This is a genomic window from Candidatus Binatia bacterium (assembly GCA_035631035.1).
GTDB lineage: Bacteria > Eisenbacteria > RBG-16-71-46 > SZUA-252 > SZUA-252 > DASQJL01.
In genome coordinates this window covers 107,299-130,596 of record DASQJL010000082.1, presented here as the reverse complement: position 1 = coordinate 130,596, position 23,298 = coordinate 107,299, and the positions used below count along the sequence as shown (strand labels likewise).

The 23,298-nt window shown below is 69.1% G+C and carries 21 protein-coding genes; all 21 read left to right on the top strand.

The window, feature by feature from the left end; genetic code table 11:
* The first annotated feature begins 16 nt into the window (after positions 1-16).
* Positions 17-928, top strand: coding sequence for a rod shape-determining protein MreC (mreC, locus tag VE326_09455; GenBank protein HYJ33431.1), 912 nt, complete (start codon positions 17-19; stop codon positions 926-928).
* Positions 925-1,419, top strand: coding sequence for a rod shape-determining protein MreD (mreD, locus tag VE326_09450; protein ID HYJ33430.1), 495 nt, complete (start codon positions 925-927; stop codon positions 1,417-1,419). Before mreC ends, mreD begins: the two co-directional genes overlap by 4 nt.
* 1 nt (position 1,420) lies before the next feature.
* On the top strand, positions 1,421-3,250 hold the full coding sequence (gene mrdA, locus VE326_09445) for a penicillin-binding protein 2 (protein HYJ33429.1): 1,830 nt from the start codon (positions 1,421-1,423) through the stop codon (positions 3,248-3,250).
* 1 nt (position 3,251) lies between these two features.
* The gene (rodA, locus tag VE326_09440; GenBank protein ID HYJ33428.1) at positions 3,252-4,481 is read left to right on the top strand and encodes a rod shape-determining protein RodA; all 1,230 of its coding nucleotides are present in this window, start codon (positions 3,252-3,254) and stop codon (positions 4,479-4,481) included.
* Between the two features lie 13 nt (positions 4,482-4,494).
* Positions 4,495-5,388 (top strand): prolipoprotein diacylglyceryl transferase, encoded by an 894-nt coding sequence (gene lgt, locus VE326_09435; protein HYJ33427.1) that lies wholly within the window; start codon positions 4,495-4,497, stop codon positions 5,386-5,388.
* 35 nt (positions 5,389-5,423) lie between these two features.
* On the top strand, positions 5,424-6,227 hold the full coding sequence (locus VE326_09430) for a shikimate dehydrogenase (NADP+) (protein HYJ33426.1): 804 nt from the start codon (positions 5,424-5,426) through the stop codon (positions 6,225-6,227).
* A 5-nt stretch (positions 6,228-6,232) separates the two neighbouring features.
* On the top strand, positions 6,233-7,036 hold the full coding sequence (locus tag VE326_09425; protein HYJ33425.1) for a phosphoribosyltransferase family protein: 804 nt from the start codon (positions 6,233-6,235) through the stop codon (positions 7,034-7,036).
* 98 nt (positions 7,037-7,134) lie between these two features.
* Positions 7,135-10,092: a TIGR03960 family B12-binding radical SAM protein gene (locus VE326_09420; GenBank protein ID HYJ33424.1), complete on the top strand. Its 2,958-nt coding sequence runs from the start codon at positions 7,135-7,137 to the stop codon at positions 10,090-10,092.
* Positions 10,055-11,608: an Rne/Rng family ribonuclease gene (locus VE326_09415; protein ID HYJ33423.1), complete on the top strand. Its 1,554-nt coding sequence runs from the start codon at positions 10,055-10,057 to the stop codon at positions 11,606-11,608. The genes VE326_09420 and VE326_09415 overlap by 38 nt, the downstream gene beginning before the upstream one ends.
* 37 nt (positions 11,609-11,645) lie before the next feature.
* The gene (rplU, locus tag VE326_09410) at positions 11,646-11,963 is read left to right on the top strand and encodes a 50S ribosomal protein L21 (GenBank protein HYJ33422.1); all 318 of its coding nucleotides are present in this window, start codon (positions 11,646-11,648) and stop codon (positions 11,961-11,963) included.
* A gap of 20 nt (positions 11,964-11,983) precedes the next feature.
* The gene (gene rpmA, locus VE326_09405) at positions 11,984-12,289 is read left to right on the top strand and encodes a 50S ribosomal protein L27 (protein ID HYJ33421.1); all 306 of its coding nucleotides are present in this window, start codon (positions 11,984-11,986) and stop codon (positions 12,287-12,289) included.
* The gene (gene mdh / locus VE326_09400) at positions 12,282-13,220 is read left to right on the top strand and encodes a malate dehydrogenase (protein ID HYJ33420.1); all 939 of its coding nucleotides are present in this window, start codon (positions 12,282-12,284) and stop codon (positions 13,218-13,220) included. The genes rpmA and mdh overlap by 8 nt, the downstream gene beginning before the upstream one ends.
* A 249-nt stretch (positions 13,221-13,469) precedes the next feature.
* A complete protein-coding gene (locus VE326_09395) occupies positions 13,470-14,375 on the top strand; it encodes a TonB family protein (protein HYJ33419.1) in 906 nt (301 codons plus the stop codon).
* Positions 14,372-15,292 (top strand): energy transducer TonB, encoded by a 921-nt coding sequence (locus tag VE326_09390; protein HYJ33418.1) that lies wholly within the window; start codon positions 14,372-14,374, stop codon positions 15,290-15,292. Before VE326_09395 ends, VE326_09390 begins: the two co-directional genes overlap by 4 nt.
* Complete coding sequence (locus VE326_09385; GenBank protein ID HYJ33417.1) at positions 15,292-17,436, top strand: TonB family protein; 2,145 nt, start codon at positions 15,292-15,294, stop codon at positions 17,434-17,436. Before VE326_09390 ends, VE326_09385 begins: the two co-directional genes overlap by 1 nt.
* Before the next feature lie 54 nt (positions 17,437-17,490).
* Positions 17,491-18,360, top strand: a complete 870-nt coding sequence (gene kdsB / locus VE326_09380; GenBank protein HYJ33416.1) for a 3-deoxy-manno-octulosonate cytidylyltransferase — start codon at positions 17,491-17,493, stop codon at positions 18,358-18,360.
* Positions 18,361-18,379: 19 nt separating this feature from the next.
* Positions 18,380-20,044, top strand: a complete 1,665-nt coding sequence (locus VE326_09375; protein HYJ33415.1) for a CTP synthase — start codon at positions 18,380-18,382, stop codon at positions 20,042-20,044.
* Entirely contained in the window at positions 20,041-20,904 is an 864-nt protein-coding gene (gene kdsA / locus VE326_09370) for a 3-deoxy-8-phosphooctulonate synthase (protein HYJ33414.1), read from the top strand. The genes VE326_09375 and kdsA overlap by 4 nt, the downstream gene beginning before the upstream one ends.
* A 20-nt stretch (positions 20,905-20,924) precedes the next feature.
* Positions 20,925-21,926, top strand: coding sequence for a KpsF/GutQ family sugar-phosphate isomerase (locus VE326_09365; GenBank protein HYJ33413.1), 1,002 nt, complete (start codon positions 20,925-20,927; stop codon positions 21,924-21,926).
* A 40-nt stretch (positions 21,927-21,966) separates the two neighbouring features.
* Positions 21,967-22,569 carry an LPS export ABC transporter periplasmic protein LptC gene (lptC, locus tag VE326_09360; protein ID HYJ33412.1) on the top strand — a complete coding sequence of 201 codons (603 nt, stop codon included), beginning with the start codon at positions 21,967-21,969 and terminating at the stop codon, positions 22,567-22,569.
* Positions 22,570-22,574: 5 nt separating this feature from the next.
* Positions 22,575-23,291: an LPS export ABC transporter ATP-binding protein gene (gene lptB / locus VE326_09355; GenBank protein HYJ33411.1), complete on the top strand. Its 717-nt coding sequence runs from the start codon at positions 22,575-22,577 to the stop codon at positions 23,289-23,291.
* Positions 23,292-23,298: the final 7 nt, after the last annotated feature.

The following is a 23,298-nucleotide window of genomic DNA, read 5'->3' as shown; positions in this document are numbered from 1 at the left end:
TCGGGCGTGAGTCCCGATGCTGCGGTACCTGTTCACACGCCGGACTGACTGGACCGTCTTCGTCGTCGCAGTCTCCGCTTCGCTGACGCTCATGCTGCTCGGGCCGAAGTCCCAGGCCCGGACCGTCTGGTTCCTCCAGCACACCCTCCTGGCGCCGGCTGAGATCGTCGTCGGCTGGGTGGACCGCGGCGTCGCGGTCTACTGGGAGAACCAGCGCCTGCGCCAGCGCGTGGCGCGCCTCACCATCGAATTGGACGAGACCCGGGCCGAGCGCGGGGAGAACGATCGCCTACGCCGCCTCCTGCACCTGGCCGAGCGTCACCCCTACGATCTCGTCTCCGCGCACGTCGTGGGCCGGTCGCTCGACCGCCTCGGCGGCAGCCTCGCCCTCGACAAGGGAGACGCCGAGGGGATCGAGGCGAACCGCGCGATCCTGACCCCCGACGGGCTCGTGGGGCGGATCGAGCGGACGTCGCGGCACGCCGCCCGCGTGCTCACGCTGCTCCATCGCGACTGCGCCGTGGCCGCGCGGATCGAGCGCTCGCGCGTGGACGGCGTCGTCCGCTGGGAATACGGGGACCGCCCGACGCTCGATCTCCTCTACGTCTCCTCCCAGGAGGACGTGAAGCCGGGGGACCAGGTCCTGACCTCCGGCCTCGGCGGCATCTTCCCGGCAGGCGTCCGGATCGGCACCGTGGAGCGCGTGGGCCTCGAACCGAACGGGCTCACGAAGGAGATCGTCGTCGATCCGGCCGTCGACTTCCGGAAGCTCGAGGAGGTGCTGATCTACGTGCCGTCGGCGCGCGGAGGAACGGTGCCGGCCGACTTCTACCCGACGGCCGCGGACAGCGCCGCCGCCGACTCGCTGCGCCGCGCCGCTGCGGCCGCGGCGCCGGCCGAGTCGCTCGCCGCCAGGGCGCTCCGATGAAGAGCGTCCGCGACATCGCCGTCCTCGTGGTCGCCATGATCCTCCAGGCCACGTTCCTCTACCGCTTCGAGATCGCGGGGATCCGCCCCGACCTCCTCGTCGCCTTCGTGGTGTATCTCGGATGGATGCGCGGGCCCATCGCCGGCACCGCCGGGGGATTCCTGGTCGGATTGATCCAGGACCTGGACGCGCCCGGCCCGCTGGGCCTGAACGCGCTCTCCAAGACCATCGTGGGATTTGCCGTGGCCAAAGCTGGGTTCCGGGTCCACCGCGCCAACGCGGGCGTTCGGTTCGCCTTCTTCCTCTTCGCCATGCTGGCGCACGACGTCGTCTACTTCGCCGCGGCGTCGCTCGGCGACCTGGCGCTCTTCCTGAAGCAGATGCTCACGATCGCGCTCCCCTCGGCGCTCTACACGGCGCTCGTGGTCATCGTCATCCTCGCCCTCGTCGAGAACGTCTGGAAGCGCCCCCTTCTCGTCGACGAGACGTAGCGTGCCGTTCGACCCCGAATCGCTGACCGGGGCGCGCCACCGGGAGCGCCATTTCTCCATCGCCGTGGCGGTGGTGTTCGCGCTCGTGCTCCTGCGCCTGTTCACGATGCAGGTGCTGCAGGGGTCCAAGTACCGCGAGCTCTCCGAGGAGAACCGGATCCGCGTCGAGGTGATCGTGGCCCCGCGCGGGGAGATCCGCGACCGCAACGGGCTCCTCCTGGCCGACAACATCCCCTCCTTCACCGTCACCCTGGACCCCTACGACAAGACCTACGTCGACACCCCCGCGCGCCTGGACGACACCGTGCGCCGTCTGGGGGAGATCCTCCAGGTGGAGCCGGCGCTCCTGCGCGACAAGGTGCGGAAGGACGGGCGCCAGACGTTCCTGCCGGTGCGCCTCAAGCGGAACGTGGACCGGACCACCGTCGCCTATATCGCCGAGCACGAGTCGGAGCTTCCGGGGGTGGACGTGGAGTTCGAGCCGCTCCGGCGCTACCCCCTCGGAGAGATGGCCTCGCACCTCCTCGGGTACGTGGGCGAGGTCTCCGACAAGGAGCTGGAGGACCCCGAGCGCGCCGACTATCTGAGCGGGGACCTCATCGGCAAGATGGGCATCGAACGGCAGTACGAGAAGATCCTGCGCGGCATCTCGGGGAAGCGCTTCGTCGAGGTGAACGCCATGGGGCGGAAGGCCGCGCTCCTGGGGGAGCGCCGCCCGGTGCTGCCGAAGCGCGGCGCGGCGCTCACGCTCACGATCGACGCGAATCTGCAGCGGGCGGCCGAGCAGGCGTTCCAGCCCGGCGCGCGCGGCGCCGCGGTCGTGATGGATCCGCGCACGGGGGAGGTCCTGGCCCTGGCGAGCAAGCCCAACTATGACCCCAACGAATTCTCGACCGGGATCAGCCAGGCACGCTGGGCGCTGTTGAGCGAAGGGGGCAACTTCCCGCTCTTCAACCGTGCGATCCAGGCAGCCTATCCGCCGGGCTCCACCTTGAAGCCGTTCGTCGCGCTGGCGGGGCTCATGACCGGCGCCATTCAGCCCGGCACTACGTTCCGCGAGACCTGTGACGGCGCGTTCCAGTTCGGCCGCCGCTCCTTCCACTGCTGGGACCCCCACGGCCACGGCACGCTCGCGCTGCGCGACGCCGTCGCGCGCTCCTGCGACGTCTACTTCTACCAGCTGGGAATCCGTCTCGGCCTGGAGCGCCTCTCCGACTTCATGAAGGAGCTGCACGTCTCCGATCGCGCGGGGATCGACCTCCCGCAAGAGCGGCGCGGGCTCTTTCCGGACGTGGCGTGGTACGACAAGCACTACGGCGCGGGTCGCTGGAGCCGCGGGCTCGTCCTGAACCTCGCGATCGGCCAGGGGGAGATCGCGCTCACGCCGATCAAGCTCGCCCAGATGGCCGCGTTGATCGCCAACGGCGGCACGTTGGTCCGCCCCCACCTGGTTCGCGAGGTGGACGAGGATGGGCGTCCGGTCCCGCTCGCCGATTCCACGGGGATGCACGTCGCGATCCCGCCGGCATACGCCGCCACGGTGCGCGCCGCGATGGAGGCGGTCGTCTCCGATCCGCACGGAACCGGCTATGCCGCCAAGGTCGATTCGGTGCGCGTGGCGGGGAAGACCGGCACCGCGCAGACCCACGGGAACGACCACGCGCTCTTCATCTGCTTCGCGCCGGTCGAGAGTCCGCGGATCGCGATGGCGGTGCTCGTCGAGAACGCCGGCCACGGGAGCACCGCGGCCGCGCCGATCGCGCAGAAGATCATGCAGGCCTACTTCCACCCCGCCGCCGCCGAGAGCGTGCGGGTCGTGGCGAGCCGCTGACATGGCCAGCCTCCGGACGCCTGGCGACGTCGACCGCCCGCTCCTCTTCGCCACCGTCACCCTGGCGCTCGTGGGGATCGCGTTCGTCTTCAGCGCGACCTCGATGCCCTCGGCCGCGACCGAGCACGGGCTCTATCTCAAGCAGCTCATCTGGCTCGCGGTCGCGCTCGGCGGAGGGGCCCTCGCGGCGGCGGTGCCCTACCGGATCTACATGGGGCGGAGCGCCTGGCTTCTCTACGCCATGGGGCTCGTCCTGCTCGTGCTCACCCTCTTCATCGGGCACGTGGGGCTCGGGGCGCAGCGGTGGCTGGGCTGGGGTCCGTTCAAGTTCCAGCCCTCCGAGCTCGCGAAGGTGGCGACGGTGGTGCTGCTCGCGAACTTCCTCTCGGAGCGGCGCCTGGACCTGACGCAGCTCCGCTCCCTGGTGAAGCCGTGCGTCGTGGCCGGGGTGCCCTTCCTCCTCGTGCTGAAGCAGCCCGACCTGGGGACGTCGGTCACCTTTCTCACGATCCTCTTCACGATGCTCTACTGGGCGGGGCTCCCGATCCTCTACCTGTTCCTCCTCGTGAGCCCGCTGATCAACGTGGCGGCATCCTTCTACCTTCCGGCGTGGATCGTCTTCGCCGCCGTGCTCTCGGCGGTCCTCTACCGCTCGCGGCTGCGACTGATGCCGATCCTCCTCGTCGTGGCGATCAACCTCGTCGTGGGGATCGTGACGCCGCAGGTCTGGAACCATCTCCAGCCCTACCAGCGCCAGCGCATCTCCACGTTCCTCGATCCGGCGGCCGATCCCTACGGCGCGGGCTACCAGATCATCCAGTCGAAGATCGCGATCGGGTCGGGGCAGGCGCTGGGGAAGGGATTCCTGCACGGCAGCCAGAAGGCGCTCGCCTTCCTCCCCGAGCAGCACACCGACTTCATCTTCTCCGTCGTGGGGGAGGAGACGGGGTTCCTGGGGGCGGGGATCGTCACGCTCCTCTACTTTCTGCTCATCTACCGGGGGATCAAGATCGCCCACCGGTCCCGGAACCGGTTCGGCAGCCTCCTGGCCATTGGATTGACCGCCATCTTTTTGTACCATGTCCTCGTGAATGTCTGCATGACCGTGGGGCTCGCTCCCGTCACCGGGCTGCCGCTTCCGCTCCTGAGCTACGGCGGCACCTCGCTCCTGACCAGCTTCCTGCAGATTGGCCTGATCCAGAACATCGCCATGCGGTGGCGCGAGTACTGACCCGGGGAGATCCGTGCATCCAACCGTGGTGAAGTTCGGCTCGTTCGCGATCCACAGCTATGGGCTCCTCCTCGCGATCGCCTTCCTGGCCGCGATCCAGCTCTTCCTCGCGCGCGGCCGCGCGCGAGGGCTTCCCGAAGACAAGCTGAGCACGCTGTCGCTCTGGCTCCTCGTTCTCGCCATCGTGGGCGGGCGGCTCCTGTTCGTGGCGACCCACTGGGACGAGTACAAGACCGACCCGATCGCGATCTTCCGGTTGTGGGAGGGGGGGCTGATCCTGTACGGCGGCTACGCGCTCGCGATCGCCGGCGGGATCCTCTATGTGCGGCGCGCGGGGCTCTCGGTCTGGAGGGTGGGGGACGCCGCCGCGCCGAGCATGGCGCTGGGCGTCGGCATCGGCCGCCTCGGCTGCTTCATGAACGGCTGCTGCTACGGGCTTCCGACGAAGCTTCCGTGGGGGATCACGTTCCCGCCCGAGTCCTACTCCAGCGCGGTCTTTCCGCACGAAGCGCTCCACCCCTCGCAGCTCTATATGTCGGGGGCGGGTTTTCTCCTCTTCTTCGTTCTGCTCGCCCTGGACAAGAGGCACCGCTTCGACGGCTGGCTCTTCTGGAGCTACATCGCGATGGACGCGGGACTTCGGTTCCTGATCGACTTCACGCGCTACTACGACGAGACCGCCGTGCTGGGCACGCTCGGCGGGCTTACGTTCAACATCAACCAGCTCCTGAGCGTGGCGCTGATCGCGGTCTCGCTCGCGATGCTGCGGATCCTCGCGGTGCGGGCGAAGCGGCATCCCGAGGCCGGAGCGGGCGGGCTGGAGTCCGAGCCGGTCAGCGGCTTCGCTCCCGAGTCCCCGGCCGTGCCGGCCGCGGGCGAGCCCGCCGGGACGCCTCCCCCGGTCTGAAGAAGCCGATCGACGCCGCGACGCGGCTCTACGCCGTGATCGGGCACCCCGTCGCCCACTCGCTCTCCCCCTCCATGCAGAACGCCGCGTTTCGCGCGGCGGGGCGTAACGCCGCCTACGTGGCGCTGGACGTTCCGCCCCCGCGGCTGGCCGAGGCGCTGGCCGGGCTCCACGCCGCGGGCTTCGCCGGACTCAACGTGACGCTCCCGCACAAGGAGGAGGCGCTCCGCCTTTCGATCTCGGCGACCGCCGGGGCTCGCGCCGCCGGGGCCGCGAACACGCTGCGATGGGCGGCGGAGGGCTGGGAGGCCGACGCGACCGATGGGCCCGGCCTGCTCGCGTGGCTCGCGGCCCTGAGGATTCCGGCGGCCGGCGCGCGGGTCCTCGTCGCGGGCGCCGGAGGCGCCTCGCGGAGCGTCGCCGCAGCACTCGCCTCGGGAGGCGCCGCGGCGGTCACCATCGTGAACCGCACGCCGGAGCGCGCGGCCGCGGTGGCCGCGGCGGCGCGCCAGGTCGCGGGCCCCGACGCTCGCGTCGACACCGCCCCCTGGGGCGGCGCCGGCGAGTCCTCGGGCGTGTTCGATTTCCTGGTGCGCGCGGTCTCCGTCGAGGAGGTCGCGGCGGAGGAGCGCCGCTGGTGGGGAAGGGTGTCGCCCGGCGGCGCGGTTCTCGACCTGAACTACGGCTCGCGCGCGCGGGCCGCGCGCGAGGAGGCGCGGACGATGGGAATCCGGTTCGAAGACGGGCTCGCGCTCCTGGTGGAGCAGGGGGCTCTCTCCTACGAGTTCTGGACGGGGGACCCCGCGCCGCGCCGCGCGATGCGCGAGGCGCTCGGATGACTTCGGTGCGCCCTCGGCCGGGCGGCGGGGGTACTGCGCTTCGGGCCTTCGCCGGGGACGCCCTCGACTTCCTCGTGGGCCGCTCCTGCCTGGGATGCGGCGGCCCGCTCCCGCGCGGCGCCGCGGTGTGCGACGCCTGCGACGCGCGGGTACCGCGCACGGGGACCGTGCTCTGCCTTCGCTGCATGCAGGAGGGGGACGGAATCGAGGCCGCGCGTCCGGGCGGAGGCTGCCCGCGCCACGGATCGGAGCGGCTCCTTCTGGCGGGGCCCGCCTTCGAGCCGCCGCTCGATCGCATCGTCCGGGCCTTCAAGTACTCGGGCGCGCGCGAGGCCCATCGCTGGCTGGCGTCTCTTCTGCCGGAGCCGCCCGGGCGCGGCACGCCGGCGTGGCGGGAGTACGCGCTCGTGCCCGCGCCGCTCCATCCCGCGCGGCGCGCGTGGCGCGGCTTCGATCAGGCGTCCCTCCTCGCCGGGGCCGCCGGCGTCACGTGGGGGATTCCGGTGTTTCCGGCGCTGGTGCGCCGGCTCGACACGCCGCCGCAAGCCCGGACCGATGCGAGCGCGCGCCATAAGAACGTGGAGGGCGCCTTCACCCTCGCGCCCGGCGCCGCGCCGTTCCTTCATTCCCGCGCCGTTCTGCTCGTGGACGACGTCGCCACGACGGGGAGCACCCTCCTCGAAGCCGCCTCCGCGCTCGAGGTGGCCGCCCCTTCTTGGATCCTGTCGCTCGCCTTCGCCCACGGAGGGCTTCCCGGCGCCCCGGAACCCGCGTTCTCGACGCGGGTTGCGGCTGCCCCGCCGGTGTGATAGATTCTGCGACTTGGCAAATTGGGCCGGGTGCGCCCGGTTTGCCATAAACTTCGTTGACCCAACTGCTTGCTGACCGCTTCCTCCCGGAGGGGGACATGGAAAAACTGCGACTGCTGGACGAGGCCTACCTGCCGACGGTCACCAAGCCGAGCCGGTACACGGGTAGCTTCCTCCACGCCCTCCGAAAGGACCCCTCGAAGGCCTCGGTCCGGGTGCTCCTCTGCTTCCCGGATCTCTACGAGATCGGGATGTCCTATCTCGGGCTGAAGATCCTCTACCACCTGATCAACCGCCGCGAGGACGGGCTCGCGGAGCTCTGCTTCACGCCGTGGGGCGACATGGAGAAGCTGATGCGCGCGGAGGGGATTCCCCTCTACTCGCTCGAGTCGCGCACGCCCGCGCGCGCGTTCGACCTGATCGGCTTCTCGCTGCAGTACGAGCTGGCCTACACCAACGTGCTCACGATGATCGACCTCGCCGGGATGCCGCTCCGCACGAAGGACCGCCGCGAGGACGATCCGATCGTGATCGCGGGGGGCCTCTGCACGGTGAACCCGGAGCCGATCGCGCCCTTTATCGACGCCTTCGTCGTGGGCGACGGCGAAGAGGTCATGATGGAGCTCTGCGACATCGCCGCCGAGCGCCGCCGGACGAAGATGCCGCGCGCCGAGGCGCTGCGCCGCATGGCCGCGCTCGAGGGTGTCTACGTGCCCGCGCTCTTCGCCGAGGTGCGCAATCCCTGGGGCTTCGTCGCGCGGGAGCCGCTCCCCGGCACGCCGGTCGCGCGCCCGCGCTTCCGCTTCGTTCCCTCGCTCGATCCGAGCTACGTCCCGGAGAAGCCGCTCATCTCCCCGACCGAGATCACGCACGACCGCCTCGGCGTCGAGGTGATGCGCGGCTGCACGCGCGGCTGCCGCTTCTGCCTGGCCGGCTACATGAACCGCCCGCTGCGCGAGAAGCGCGCGGACCAGGTGGCGAAGGAAGTGCAGTGCGGGATCGTGCACGCGGGATGGGACGAGGTCTCGCTCCTCTCGCTGTCGACCACCGACTACAAGCAGCTCCCCGTGGTGCTGCACGAGCTGGACCGCTTCACGAACGAGCTGGGCGTCTCGGTGTCGCTCCCCTCGACGCGCGTGGGCACGCTCGCGCCGTCGGTGGCCGACAAGATCGGCCAGGGACGGAAGGGCAGCATCACCTTCGCCCCCGAGGCGGGCACCCAGCGGATGCGCGACGTGATCAACAAGGGGATCGACGAGGCGGAGCTCGAGTACTCGGTCAAGCTCGCGCGCGACCAGGGGTGGGGCGGCATCAAGTTCTACTTCATGATCGGCCTGCCCACCGAGATGGACGAGGACGTGGACGGGATCGCGGAGACGCTTCGGAAGTCCCAGGAGTGGGCGCGCGGCGGGAACAAGCGCATGCACTTCAACGTGGGGATCTCGCCGCACGTTCCGAAGCCGCACACGCCGTTCCAGTGGGAGATCCAGGACGACATGGAGACCCTCTGGCGGAAGATCGACCGGCTGAAGACGGGCTTCCGGGGCATGGGCAACGTGCGCCTCAAGTGGCGCGACCCGAAGACCGCGTTCCTCGAGGGGGTCTTCGCGCGCGGGGACGTGCGCACCGCCGACGCGCTGGAGGCGGCGTGGCGCCTGGGCGCGCGGTTCGACGGTTGGTCGGAGTGCTTCGACTTCGACCTCTGGATGCGCGCGTTCGAGCAGGTCGGCATGGACCCCGCCGTCTACCTGCGCCCGCGCGACCTGGAGGAGACGCTCCCCTGGGACCACATCCGGACCCCGGTGGTGAAGAAGTTCCTGATCGCCGAGCGCGCCAAGGCCTACGCGGCCGCCCTCACGCCCGACTGCCGCGACCACGCCTGCTACCGCTGCGGCGCGCCCTGCTTCACGCCGAAGGCGCGCGAGGGGCGGCGGGTCTCGCTCCAGCTCGCGCCGGGCCAGGGGAAGGATCCCGACTCGCTCGCGTTCGCGGTGCCGGCCGAGATCACGACCGCCGACATCGAGGCGCGCGTCCAGGAGCTGCAGTCGGCTCCGATCGAAGCCATGAAGGCCCCGCCGGCGCCGGAACCGGCAGCGCCGCCCGCGTCCGAACCGGCGAAGCCCGCGGCCGGCAATGGCAACGGCAACGGCTACGCCCCGTCGGATCTCCGCTACGGCCGCCGCCGGCGCGCCTGGCCCACGGTGGCCGCGCGCGGAACGCAGGGGACCCGCTACCGTGTGGCGTTCGAGAAGATGGGCATCGCCCGCTTCACGTCGCATCTCGACCTGGTCCGCATCTTCGATCGCGCGATCCGCGTGGCCAAGGTGCCGATCGCCTATTCGCAGGGGTTCAACCGCCACGCCAAGATCGCCTATGGACCGCCGCTCCCGCTGGGCGCGACGAGCCGCGGGGAGTACTTCGACCTGGAGCTGGCCCAGGCCTGCCCCTGGTCGGCCGTCCTCGCGATGAACGACATCCTGCCGGAGGGGATCACGATCGTCGACGGCCGTCCCTTCGCGAAGTCGTCGGAATCGCTGATGGCCGCGATCGGCCGCGCCGACTGGAACGTGGCGCTGACGGGCTATCTCATGGACCGCCTGGCCCGGGGCGAGGAGGTGCACCGCGTGCGCCGCGAGCTGGAGGAGAGCGTGGCGCGCTTCCGCGCGGCATCCGACTGGCCGGTCCTCAAGTCCAGCCACATGCAGAAGGGGCGCACCGTGAACGCGCGCCCGGCCGTCGGGGGGCTGGACCTCCTGGAGGATGGAGCGACGCTCGGGGTCCGGCTCTCGTCGCGGCTCCAGGCGCCCGGCTACCTGCGTCCGGATCTCCTGTTCAAGAGCCTCCTGCCTTCGTTCGAATTCGATCCGCGCCTCCTCTTGGTCTCGCGCGAGGCCATGTGGGTGGAGCGCGGCACCTCGCTCCTCACGCCTCTCGAGGCGCTCGAGGAGTCGGCGTTCTGGCGGCCCGTCCCAGCGGACGAGCCCCCGGCGGACGCCACGGACCCCAACTTGGAGTCGAATGCGCCGCGAGATCATCATCAACGCGAGCAAGTCTGAGACGCGCATCGCGCTGCTCGAAGAGAAGCAGCTGGTCGAAGTCATGGTGGAGCGGCCCGAAGCCGTCCGCCGCGTGGGAGACATCTACAAGGGGCGCGTGAACGCCGTGCTCCCGGGCATGCAGGCGGCTTTCGTGGACCTGGGCCTGGAGAAGAGCGCGTTCCTGCACGCCTCGGATCTGACGCCGTCCGAATCGGACCTCGACCTGTTCGAGGAAGAGGAGGACGCGGAGGAGCCGCGCCGCGGAGGCGGACGCGGCGGCCGCCGGGACGAGCCGGTGATCCGGATCGAGGATGCCCTGAAGAAGGGGCAGGAGGTCCTCGTCCAGATCACGAAGGAGCCGATCGGGACGAAGGGACCCCGCGTCACGACGCAGGTCTCCCTGCCGGGACGGTTCCTGGTGCTGATGCCGGGACACGAGCACATCGGCGTGTCGAGGAAGATCGAGGACCGCGCCGAGCGCGCCCGGCTGAAGACGCTGATGCGCGAGATCCACCCCAAGGACGCGGGCGTGATCGTCCGCACCGTCGGGGCCGAGCAGGGGAAGAAGGAGTTCCAGAGCGATATCCGGTATCTCGAGCAGCTCTGGGCCAAGATCGAGAAGCAGGCCCAGCGCGTGCGCGCGCCGGCGCTGCTCCACCAGGAGATGGAGTTCACGACGGGGCTGATCCGGGACATCTTCACCGAGGACGTGGACCAGCTCGTCATCGACTCGCCAGAGGAGCACAAGAGCATCCTGAAGTACCTCGCGACCTACGCGCCGGAGCTCCGGCCGCGGGTGAAGCTCTACCGGGGCGAGGCGCCCATCTTCGACCATTTCGAAATCGAGTCGGAGATCGAGAAGGCGATGGACCGCAAGGTGTGGCTCAAGAAGGGGGGCTACATCACGATCGACCAGACCGAGGCTCTGGTCGCGATCGACGTGAACACGGGGCGGTTCACCGGGAAGAAGAGCCAGGAAGAGACGATCGTGAAGACGAATCTGGAGGCCGCGGCGGAGATCGCGCGCCAGCTCAGGCTTCGCGATCTGGGCGGGATCATCGTCCTCGACTTCATCGACATGGAGGACGAGGGGAACCGGAAGCAGGTGTCCGACCTGCTCCGCCAGCACCTGAAGCGCGACCGCTCGCGCACCAAGTCGTTCGCCGTGAGCGAGCTGGGCCTGATCGAGATGACCCGGCAGCGCCAGCGGCCGAGCCTCGCGAACTACTTCAACGAGGACTGTCCGGAGTGCGAGGGGCTGGGGAAGGTTCTCTCGCTGCAGTCGGCCGCGCTGAAGATCGAGCGGATGCTGCGCCGCGTGGGACAGCGATCGAAGGAGAAGCAGCTGATCCTGCGCGTGCACCCGGACGTGGCGGTCCACCTGGTGGAGCAGAACGCCGACCGATTGGGGCGGCTGGAGAAGCAGTACCGGTACCGCGTCGAGATCCGGGACGATCCGTCGCTTCGCCGAAACGAGATTCGGCTCTTCCGGGGCCGGACGTACGAGGAAATCACCAAGCAGTACGAACGCTGAGGTCCGGCCTCAGGGAGCCAAAGGGGGTATTGACGTCATGAGCCGTTACGCGATCATCCAGGCACAGGGTCTCCAGTACCGGGTTCTTCCGGGCGAGGAGCACGTCCTGCCCAACATGGACCTCGAGCCGGGGGCGCCGGTCACGTTCGACCGCGTGCTCCTGATCGGCGACGAGGCAGGTGTGCAGGTCGGGCAGCCTCTCGTGGCAGGCGCGTCCGTGACGGGCGAGGTCGTCCGCAGGGAGCGCGGCAAGAAGGTCACCATCGGGGTGTTCAAGCGCCGGAAGAAGTTCCGCAAGAAGACCGGCTATCGGGATACGCTCACGCGCGTGCGCATCCTCGACATCGTCGGCTAGCAGGAGGGAAGGAGAAGCAGATGGCTCACAAGAAAGGCGTATCCAGCTCCAAGAACGGTCGCGATTCGCATTCCCAGCGGCTGGGGGTCAAGCGATTCGGCGGCGAGAGCGTCAAGGCGGGGAGCATCCTCGTCCGGCAGCGCGGCACGGTGTATCGCCCGGGGCTTCTGGTCGGGCGCGGCAAGGACGACACGCTGTTCGCCCTGGCGACCGGCGTGGTGGTGTACCGCCGCCGGGGCAAGGGCAACGTCACGGTCTCCATCGAGCCGGCCGGCGGCATCGCCGCGGTCGCGGGCGGAGCGCCCACCGAGGCGGCCCATGCCTAAGATCACCGTGGTCGGCGCGGGCAACGTCGGCGCGTCGGCCGCGCTGTACGCGGCCGAGGCCCAGCTCGGGGACGTCACCCTCATCGATATCATCGAGGGCGTCGCGAAGGGGAAGGCGCTCGATCTGCTCGAGGCCGGCCCCGTGCGGCACTACGACTCCCTGATCGAGGGCAGCGGCGACATCCGCGCCGTGGCCGGCAGCGACCTCATCATCGTGACGGCCGGGCTTCCGCGGAAGCCGGGCATGTCGCGCCTGGATCTGCTGAAGGCGAACGCCGACATCATCCGCGGCGTGGCCGAGGCGATCCGCGATCACGCGAAGAACGCGTTCGTGATCCTGGTCACGAACCCGCTCGACGTGATGGCCTACCTCACGTTCCGGATCACCGGCTTCCCGCGCGAGCGGGTGCTGGGGATGGCGGGCGTGCTCGACTCCAGCCGCTTTCGCACGTTCCTCGCGCAGGAGATCGGCGTCTCGATCGAAGAGGTGCAGGCGATGGTGCTGGGCGGCCACGGCGACACGATGGTGCCGCTGGTCCGCTACACGACCGTCTCCGGCATCCCGGTCGAGAAATTCATTGGCAAGGAGCGGCTCGCCGAGATCGTGCAGCGCACGCGCGACGGCGGCGCCGAGATCGTGAAGCTGCTCCAGACCGGCAGCGCGTTCTACGCGCCGGCGGCCTCGGCGGTGCAGATGGCCGAGGGCATCCTGCGCGACAAGAAGCGGCTCCTCCCGGTCGCCTGCCACCTCCAGGGCGAATACGGCTTCCGCGACGTCTTCCTCGGCGTGCCCGCCATCCTCGGCTCGCGCGGCCTCGAGAAGATCGTGGAGCTGGAGCTCCTGCCCGACGAGAAGGCGGCGCTCGCCAAGTCGGCGGAGGAAGTGAAGAAGGGCATTGCGGACCTCTCGCTGGAGCCGGTCGCGCACTAGCTCAGGTAGCGGAATCGCCCCGAGGGCAGTTAATCTTTAAGTTAACTCGCCCCGGGGCGAGTTCGTTTGAGAGCGATCACTCGTCCATGCCGGGCGACGGGCGTCGTCGATTTCACCCGCGCAGTGTCATATTCACACCCCGATTCGTGTCCCCGTTGAACCTGGGAAGCGCTAGACTCCACGTAATCCCCCCAACGTCTTCAAGGAGCACCCGTGAGTTCGGCTTCGTTATCGCTCCGGACAGCCCTCATGGCTCTGGCGGTCGCTACTTGGGCGGCGCCGGCTTCCGCCGCCCCGTTGCGCACGCTCAAGGCGCCAGGGCTGTTCGACAGTCTGGCGATCGGCGATGTGCACGCCTTCCGCGTGGAAGGCTCATGGAGCGCGCAGTGCGATTCCGCGATCCTCGCCGGGGGATCGGCTCTCGACTGCTTCGTCATCACGGGCGAGGTGCCGATCGAAACGTCCGCGGCTTATTTCGTCCTTGTGGATGATCTTTCCAGGTACACGTGGATGCGGTGGCCACGCGGCTGGACCTCACCCGAGACACCCGCCCTGGGTCTCTCGGTCGAAAGCGACTCCATCCGCGCCGATCTGTTGATCTCGCTCCGGGCCATGAAGGCGACGATGACCGTGCCCGGGGAAGGCACCGCGGCCTGCGATCTTCCCGACCGCGACTACGGGGAACTCGCCTGGTGCCTGTGGGGCCTCGACCCCGAAAACGCGGACGTCCAGCCGTTCGTTCACGACGAGCTCCGTCGCCTGAGGATGCAGCCCACCATGACGCCCCCGGCGGATTTTCTGGCGTTCCTGAATCAGGTTCTGGAGCTGCAGTCTTCGCAACCAACGGAGAGCGAGCCTCCCACCGTGCATGCCCGGCTCGACCGTCAGGTCTCGCCCGAATACCCGCCCTTTGCGCGCATGGCTGGGATCGAAGGAACCGTCGTCCTGCGCGTACGGGTCGACCCCGACGGACGGGTGGGCGCGATCGAAGTGGTCCACTCGGTCCCCGGCCTCGACACGGCCGCCCGGGCCGCAGTGAGCGTCCTGACCTTTCGCCCCGCGATGCGTGGAGGCGCAGCGATCGAAGATTGGGTCGAAGTCCCCGTGACCTTCTCGCTCCGGGACTTGCCGCCGGATCACTATTTGCGGCAATGAAAGGGCTGCGTACCGCGTTCGCCATTGCTGTGATCGGCCTTGGGACGGCCGGAACGGGGAATTGCGCTCCCGAGAAGGCAGCGGCTCCGGAACCGGCGAAATCCAGCTCGATCCACCTCACCGATCCAGACCTGTTTTCACAACTCCTCCGCAGGCCGCCGACAGCCTACCGACTGACGACCGCCGGCTCCGACACGGGCACGATCTTCGTTGTCGGCTCCGACTCATTCCGAAACGTCGTCCCGCTTCGCACCCGACCCGACAAGGCGCTGCGCCGTCTGCTGGGCATGCTCGCGGGCTGCTCCTGGGTGCGCGTCCCGGGCTGGCCCGGCGCAGCGCCGCCGACGCTGCGTCTCCACTGGTCGGAGGACTCGCTCGGCATCGATCTGCTCGTATCCCTCGAGGGGTCTTCGGCAGCACTCTTCAAGCCCGGGGAGGGCGCCCTTTCCGCCCGGCTACCGGATACGCTCCGGACGGATCTGGCCTGGTGTCTGTGGGCTTACGATCCGCAAAACCCGGAGGCGCTCCCCGTCGTCGAGAGCGCGATGCGTCACCGGGGGTTGGCGCCATCGCTGGCGCCTCCACCCGACATCTGGTTCGTGCAGGGGATCGCCAATCGATCGATACCTGAGGCCACCAGCAAGCAGGCGTACGACACGCCGCCGGAAGTCGTCTCGCGGATCACCCCCGTCTATCCCGAGATGGCCCGGGAGGCAAAGATCGAAGGGACGGTCCTCTTGCGCGTCCTGGTCGCTGCGAGCGGAAGAGTCCAGGATGTAAAGGTGGTCCGTAGCGTGAACTATCTCGACGCCTCCGCGGCGGATGCCGTCGGGCGCTGGGTCTACAAGCCCGCGCTCCTTCACGGCACTCCGGTGCCGGTTTGGATCGACGTGCCCGTGGAGTTTCATCTTCCCTGATGTTCGTCGGACACTTCGCGGTCGCTCTTGCGGGGAAGCGGGTCGCGCCGAAGATGTCGCTCGGCACCCTGATCTTCGGGGCGCAGTTCCTCGACCTCATCTGGCCGCCGCTCGTGCTGCTGGGTCTGGAGCGATTCCACATCGACGTGGCCGCCACGAAGGCGACGCCGCTGGCGTTCGATGCCTACCCGATCTCGCACAGTCTCCTGATGGCGATCGTCTGGGCGGTGCTCATCGGAGGCGTCTATGGGGCGCGGAAGCGATACCGGATCGGCGCGCTCATGCTTGGCGTCGCCGTCTTCAGCCATTGGTTCCTGGACTGGATCACCCATCGCCCCGACCTCCAGCTCGCTCCGGGGATTTCCACCCGCGTCGGGCTCGGCCTCTGGAACCACCCGGCGCTCGAGGTGACGATCGAGACCGCGATGTACGTGGCGGCCGTAGCGATCTATGCCGTGCAGACCAAGGCGCGCGACCGGCGGGGAACGTGGGGTTTCGTCCTGTTCCTCGCGTTTCTTTCCCTGATCTGGCTGGGCGACGTGGCGGGGCCGCCGCCCACGCCGGGACCGGACATGGTGCGGACGATCGCGTGGACTGGTCTCGCGCTGTGGTTCCTCGTGCCATGGGCCGCATGGTTCGACCGTCATCGCCGCCTGCGCCAAGGACCTCCGTCGTTCCCATCGGGAGGGAAGCGAACCCCAGCGGGCATTCTGGGCGCCGTCCTCGCTCTTGTCCTGGGGAGCGCGGCGAGCGGATTCGCGGGTTCGGGTCCCGATCGCGATCTCCTCGCGCGCCACATCGAGCGCTTGCGTCAGGCGCGCGCGATCGAAGTCCTGATCCCGAGGTCCCTCCGTCTGGACATGACGGCACGACGTCCCCAGCTGCTGGGGACCGTTTCCATGCCTCCTCCCGGCTGGAGGGAGAGCCTGATTGCCTTGCTTGAGCTTCCCGGAGCCTTTGCGAGGGGAACGGACAGCCTGACCCTCTACGATGACGCGCAACTCTGGGAAGTCCGCTCGGAGAATCGCGTGGACTCGACCCGGCTCGTGCTCGATCTCGAGCCCGATCTGATCTCGATGCGTTCACGAGGGCTTCAGCCCATCGCCGCGGGCTGCGCGCCCATTGCGGACCGGCTCAGGGTGCTTGTCCGGGGATTGTCCAAGTCCACCTGGGGCGGACGGGTTCTGGAGTCTCCAGAGCCTTCACGATTCCGAGCTCCGCAGAGGCTTCGGATGGACGCCGGGTCGCGCGCGCTTCAGGCGAAAGGAGCCGCGGCGGATACCATCTGGTATCGGGCCGATCTGTCGAACCGTGGAACGGTCGAGAGCGTGTTTCCGCGGACGCCGGGGCTCGTGGATGAGACCGAGCGACGGGCTCTCGAGTGGACGTTTTTTCCCGCCTTTCTCGACGGGCGACCGATCACGGCGCGCGTCGACTTGGGCGTGCTGGTGCCGCACGACCAGCCACCACCTCGCGGGATCGACCCTGCGACCTGGGCTATCGCCACGGCGCGCAGCGGAGGGCTCCCTGCGCTCCTGCAGGCCGACTCGCTGCTTCTCGGAAATCTGCGTTCCGGCGGCGCTCCCTGGGATACGGTTCAGGTCCGCGTGTTCGTTGGCATCGACGGGTTGGTCCGGAGCGTTCAAGTCGTCCGTGGCGTTCCGGGCACCGACGCGGAGATCAACAGAGTTGTGCGCCGAAGTCGATATCGTCCGTCGGTGTTCCACGGAAGCCCGGTCGGGGCCTGGACTGATTTCAAGATTCTGGTGTCGTCTTCCCGAAGACGAACATGGAAGCCGCCCCCCCAGCAGAGCGGCGCCGATACGTTCCGTGCTCCCCCCAACGGAGATCCTGAACACGGCGAGTTCGTCTATTACGAGGACCCTCCTGTGAAACTCGAGGGTCCGGCACCGGTCTACCCGGAGGCCGCTCGAACCGCCGGCATCCGTGGAACGGTTGTGGTCCATCTCCTGATTGGACGCGACGGCCGTGTCCGGAAGGTGAAGGTGGTGCGGAGCGTGGACGGCCTCGACGCCGCGGCCACGGAAGCTGTCTCCCGCTGGGTGTACAAACCCGCGTTGAGCAACAACAAGCCGGTTGCCGTCTGGATCGAGGCGTCGGTTCCGTTCCCACCCAGTGAATAGATCTCGCACGGCTCGTGCCTTGACTGCTGCATACATGCCTTGCTAGCATGACTCGTGCACCGTCTCCCGTCCCCCCGAGCGGAGCGCGATGTGCCCACGCGCCCGACCTCAGGGGCCGTCGCGATCATCCCGGCGCGGCTCCAAAGCACCCGTCTCCCCGAAAAACCCTTACAAGATCTCGGCGGTAAGCCGCTTGTCGTTCGCGTGCTCGAGCGTGCGCGAAGCGCGCGCTCGCTGGAGGCGATCTGGGTCGCCACGGACAGCGAGCGAATTGCCGCGGCCGTCCGCGGCGCGGGGGGTGAAACGATCCTGACGCGCGGCGACCATCCCTCGGGGCTGGACCGTGTGGCGGAGGCCGCGACCGCCCTGTGCGACGTGACGCGCCGGGCTTCCCAGGCGGACGGCGTCCGCGACCCCGACCTGGCGGCCGATCCCGTCATCCTGAACGTCCAGGGGGACGAACCGTTCCTGAACCCGGAGGGGCTCGATCACCTGGTCTCGCTCTTCGACCGGCCCGAGGTGCGCATGGCGACGCTGGCCGCGCCCTTCGCGCCGGACGACGATCCGAACGATCCCAACCGCGTGAAGGTGGTGCTCGACCGCATGGGCCGCGCCCTCTATTTCTCGCGATCGCCCATTCCGCATGGAGGCTCCGCGCCGGGCGCGTCCCGCACGGGCGCGGCCGGCCCGGCGCCGACTCTGCTTCACGTCGGCATCTACGGCTATCGGCTCACGACCCTGCGCGAGCTGGCCGCGCTGCCACCCGCGCCGCTCGAAACCAGCGAGCGGCTCGAGCAGCTGCGCGCGCTCTGGAACGGCATCCCGATTCACGTCGCCATCGGCGACTATCATTCGATCGGCATCGACACGCCCGAGGATCTGGCGCGGGCACGGACGCGATGGAGCGAGGGGGGAGCATCATGACGAAGGGGGGAGCGGGGCGATGACCAAGTTCGTATTCGTGACCGGTGGCGTGGTCTCGTCGCTCGGCAAGGGGATCGCCGCTTCGGCGATCGGCTCGCTGCTCAAGTCGCGCGGTCTCGCGGTCACGCTGCAGAAGTTCGATCCCTACCTGAACGTCGATCCGGGGACGATGAGCCCCTATCAGCACGGCGAGGTCTACGTCACCGACGACGGCGCCGAGACCGACCTGGACGTGGGGCACTACGAGCGCTTCCTCGGCGTCTCGATGGGCCGCGAGAACAACGTCACGGCGGGACAGATCTACGACGCGATCATCCAGAAGGAGCGCCGCGGCGACTACCTGGGTCGCACGGTGCAGGTGATCCCGCACGTCACCGACGAGATCAAGGCGCGCATGATGTCGCTGACGCGCGGGCGGCCGGTGGACGTGGCGATCGTGGAGATCGGCGGCACGGTCGGAGACATCGAATCCCTCCCGTTCCTGGAGGCGATCCGCCAGCTGCGGCTGGAGCTCTCCTCGCTGAACACGCTGTTCATCCACGTCACGCTGGTGCCGCACCTGGGCGCCGCGCGCGAGATCAAGACGAAGCCGACACAGCACTCGGTGAAGGAGCTCCGCGCGATCGGGATCCAGCCCGACATCCTCCTCTGCCGCACCGAAGTGCCGCTGCCGCAGGAGGTGAAGGAGAAGATCGGGCTCTTCTGCAACGTCCCGACCCGCTCGGTGATCGAGGCGATCGACGTCCCCTCGATCTACGAGGTGCCGCTCATGTTTCACAAGGGAGGCCTGGACGACCTGGTCGTGCAGATGCTCCGCCTGGACGCGGGCCCGGCCGATCTGCGCGCCTGGAACTCGTTCTCGGAACGCATGAAGTCGGCCCGCGAGTCGGTGACGATTTCCGTCGTGGGGAAGTACACGCATCTGCGCGACGCCTACAAGAGCATCGCCGAAGCGATCCAGCACGCGGGGGTCTCGAACGGCGTGACGGTGAAGATCGACTGGGTCGATTCGGAGCGCGTCGAGCTGGACGGCCCGGAGGCGCTGCTCGGCCAGGCGCACGGGATCCTGATCCCGGGCGGCTTCGGCGACCGGGGCACCGAGGGGATGGTGCAGGCCGCGCGCTACGCCCGCGAGCGCAAGGTGCCCTTCTTCGGCATCTGCCTTGGCATGCAGTGTGCCGTGATCGAGTTCGCGCGCGACGTGGCCGGACTGAAGGGCGCGGACTCCTCGGAGTTCGATCCCTCGACGCCGCACCCGGTGATCGATCTCATGCCCGAGCAGGAGGGGGTTTCCCAGATGGGCGGGACGATGCGGCTCGGGAAGTACGAGGCGGCGCTCGCCGCCGGCAGCCACGCGCAGGCGGAGTACGGCCGTCCGCGGGCGGAGGAGCGCCATCGTCATCGGTACGAGTTCAACAACGCCTATCGCGACGTCTTCCAGGAGCGCGGCATGCGCGTGACCGGCCTCTTCGAGGCGCGCGACCTGGTCGAGATCGTCGAGCTGCCCGACCATCCCTGGTTCGTGGGCGTCCAGTTCCATCCCGAGCTGAAGTCGCGCCCCTCCGATCCGCACCCGCTCTTCCGCGGCTTCGTCCGTGCCGCGAACGAGGAGCGCCGTCGCCGCGAGGCGGGCGCTCCGGCGCGCCCGGGCCAGGAGAGCGCCTCCGGCGCGCCGCGCCCATGAGTCCCACGCCTTCTCCGCTCAAGATCGCCCCGGTGCGGGTCGGTCCGGTCACCTTCGGCTCCGAGCGGCTCGGACTGATCGCGGGTCCCTGCGCGCTCGAGGACGAAGGGGAGGCTCTCGAGATCGCGCGGGAGGTGAAGCGGATCGCGGGATCGCTCGGCATGCCGTTCGTGTTCAAGGCGTCCTACGCCAAGGCGAACCGCACGTCGGGGGACTCCTATCGCGGACCCGGCCCCTCCGAGGGGCTGCGCTCGCTGGCGCGGATCCGCGAAGTGGCCGACGTTCCCGTCACGAGCGACGTGCACGAATCCACCGAGGTCGGCGACGCGGCGGGGGTGTTGGACCTGCTCCAGATCCCGGCCTTCCTCTGCCGCCAGACGGCGCTCATCGAGGCGGCCGCGCAGACGGGGAAGCCGCTCCACGTGAAGAAGGGCCAGTTTCTTGCCCCCTCGGGCATGGGGCACGTCGTGGACAAGGCGCGCGCCGCCGGCGCGCCCGGCATCCTCCTGACCGAGCGCGGGACGACCTTCGGACACGGCGACCTCGTCGTGGACTTCCGCGGACTCCCCACGATGCGCGGCTTCGGCTGCCCTGTCTTCTTCGACGCGACCCATTCGGTGCAGCGTCCTGCCGGCGCCGAGACGGGGGGCGATCGCGCGATGATCCCGGTCCTGGCCCGGGCCGCGGTCGCGGCGGGCGTCGACGGGATCTTCATCGAGACCCATCCCGCGCCGGAGCGCGCCCGATCGGACCGCGAGTCGCAGTGGCCTCTCGCGGAACTGGAGGAGCTTTTGCGAAGCTTGATGAAGATTCGGCAAGCGGTTGCCGATACGGTGGTTCTGGAAGGCCAGCGAGCATGACGCGAGCGCGAGGAGAGGGCGTGACCCTGGCGGCCGAAACCGATACCGCATCGAAGGTCGTCGCGTGGGCGCGCGAGGTGCTCGACCTCGAAGGGGCGGCGGTTCTTCAGCTCAAGCCGCGGATCGGAACGGAGTTCGAGGCCGCGGTTCAGGCGCTTGCGGAAGCGCGCGGCCAGATCCTGACCCTGGGGGTCGGCAAGTCGGGGCTCGTGGCGAAGAAGATCGCGGCCACCCTGACCAGCACGGGCACGCCGGCCACGTTCGTCCATCCGGTGGACGCCGTGCACGGGGATCTCGGCATCGTCGCTCCCGAGGACGCGGCGCTGCTCCTCTCCAAGAGCGGCGAGACGCGCGAGCTGATCGATCTGGTTCCCGCGTTCCGCCGCAGGGGCGTCTGCGTCGTCGCGATGACGGCGGGCCGCGAATCCAGCCTCGCCGGCGTCTCCGATCACGTCCTGGAGATCGGCGCGCCGCGCGAAGCGTGCGGCGAGGATCTCGTTCCGACCTCTTCCACGACGGCGATGCTCGCCCTGGGCGACGCGCTCGCCGTGGTCCTTCTCCGGCTGAAGGGGTTCACGCGCGAGGACTTCGCCGTGCTCCACCCCGGCGGCGTCCTGGGGCACGCGGCGTCGCACCGGGTGTGCGACCTGATGCACCAGGGCGCGGCGCTCCCCCGGGTGGAAGAGGGCGCGACGCTTCGCCAGGCGCTGCTCGAGATCCTGAACAAGCGGCTCGGCATGACCACCGTCGTGGACGGTGCGGGGAAGCTGGCGGGGATCCTCACCGACGGCGACCTGAAGCGGATCCTCCTGCGCGGCGGCGGAGATCTGGCCCAGCCGGTGTCCGTGGTCATGATCCGGACGCCGCGGACCGTGGAGGCAGAGGCGTCGATCGCCCGGGCGGTCCGGATGATGGAGGAAAACCCGGGGGGACCCATCACCTCCCTGGTCGTGCTGGAAAAGGACGGCACCCCGGTCGGGGTGCTCCATCTTCACGACTGCCTCGGAGTGCGCGCCGGGTAAGACCATGGCGGCGCAACAGTTTGACCACGCTCGAAGCGCCGTGGTAGAGTCGCGCTCCGGGTCGCCGGCGGGACTCCGCCGGAGCCGGGTCCTGGCGCGAGCGCCGGTCCTGGTCGCGCTGGCCGCCGTCCTGACGGCGTTCGGGTGCCAGTCGCGTCCGGCCTCGACCCCGACCGGGGAAGATGTCCGGCTGCCGGATCAGGAGGCGCGGGACTTCACCCTCACGGAGAGCTCGGAGGGGAAGAAGAACTGGACCCTCTGGGCGTCCTATGCCGCGATGTACAACGATCAGAGCCTCGTCGACGCGAAGACGGTCCGGATCGAATTCTTCGACAAGGAAGGCAAGAAGTTCTCGACCCTCGTCGCGAAGACGGGGCGGGTGCACCAGCGGACGAACGATCTGGAGGCGCGGGGCAACGTGGTGGTGACGACCGAGAGCGGCATCCGGATGGAGACCGATTCCCTGCGCTGGCAGAACACGGCCGGCAAGATCGTCTCGGACGGCTTCGTCAAGGTGACGCGGCAGCACGACGTGGTGACCGGCTACGGATTCGAGAGCGATCCGAGCCTGGACCACTTCCACCTCCGGCGCGAGGTCCGCGCCGAGGTGACGGATACCGAGGGGAACGTCGACTCCCTGTGAGCGGGCTGGTCGCGCGGGACCTCGAGCGGTACTACGGGCAGTGGAAGGTGGTCGACAAGGTGTCGATCACGGTGGACCAGGGTGAAGTGGTCGGCCTTCTCGGCCCGAACGGGGCGGGGAAGACGACGACGTTCTATCTGATCGTGGGGCTGCTCCGCGCCGACGCGGGGCAGATCCTGGTGGACGGACGGGACATCACCCGGATGCCGATGCACCGGCGGGCGCGCCTGGGCATCGGATACCTGGCGCAGGAGCCGTCGATCTTCCGGCGCCTGACGGTGCGCGAGAACATTCTCGCGATCCTCGAGACGCTGCCGCTCTCGCGGAAGGAGCGGGCGTCGCGGCTCGCGCAGCTCCTCGAGGAGCTGAACATTGCGCACCTCGCCGACCGGAAGGGGTACAACCTCTCGGGCGGGGAGCGCCGGCGCGTGGAGATCACGCGGGCGCTGGTGACCGAGCCGAAGTTCATGCTGCTGGACGAGCCGTTCGTGGGGATCGACCCCATCGCGGTGGCCGAGATCCAGGACATCGTCGGACGGCTGCAGGCGAAAGGACTGGGCATTCTGATCACCGACCACAACGTGCGGGAGACGTTGAGCACCACGGACCGCGCGTACATCATGTTCGAGGGACGGATCCTGCTCCAGGGCACCAGCCGGGAGCTGGCCGACGACCCGGTCGCGCGCCAGATCTATCTGGGCGAGCGATTCCGTCTGGATTAGAGGAACC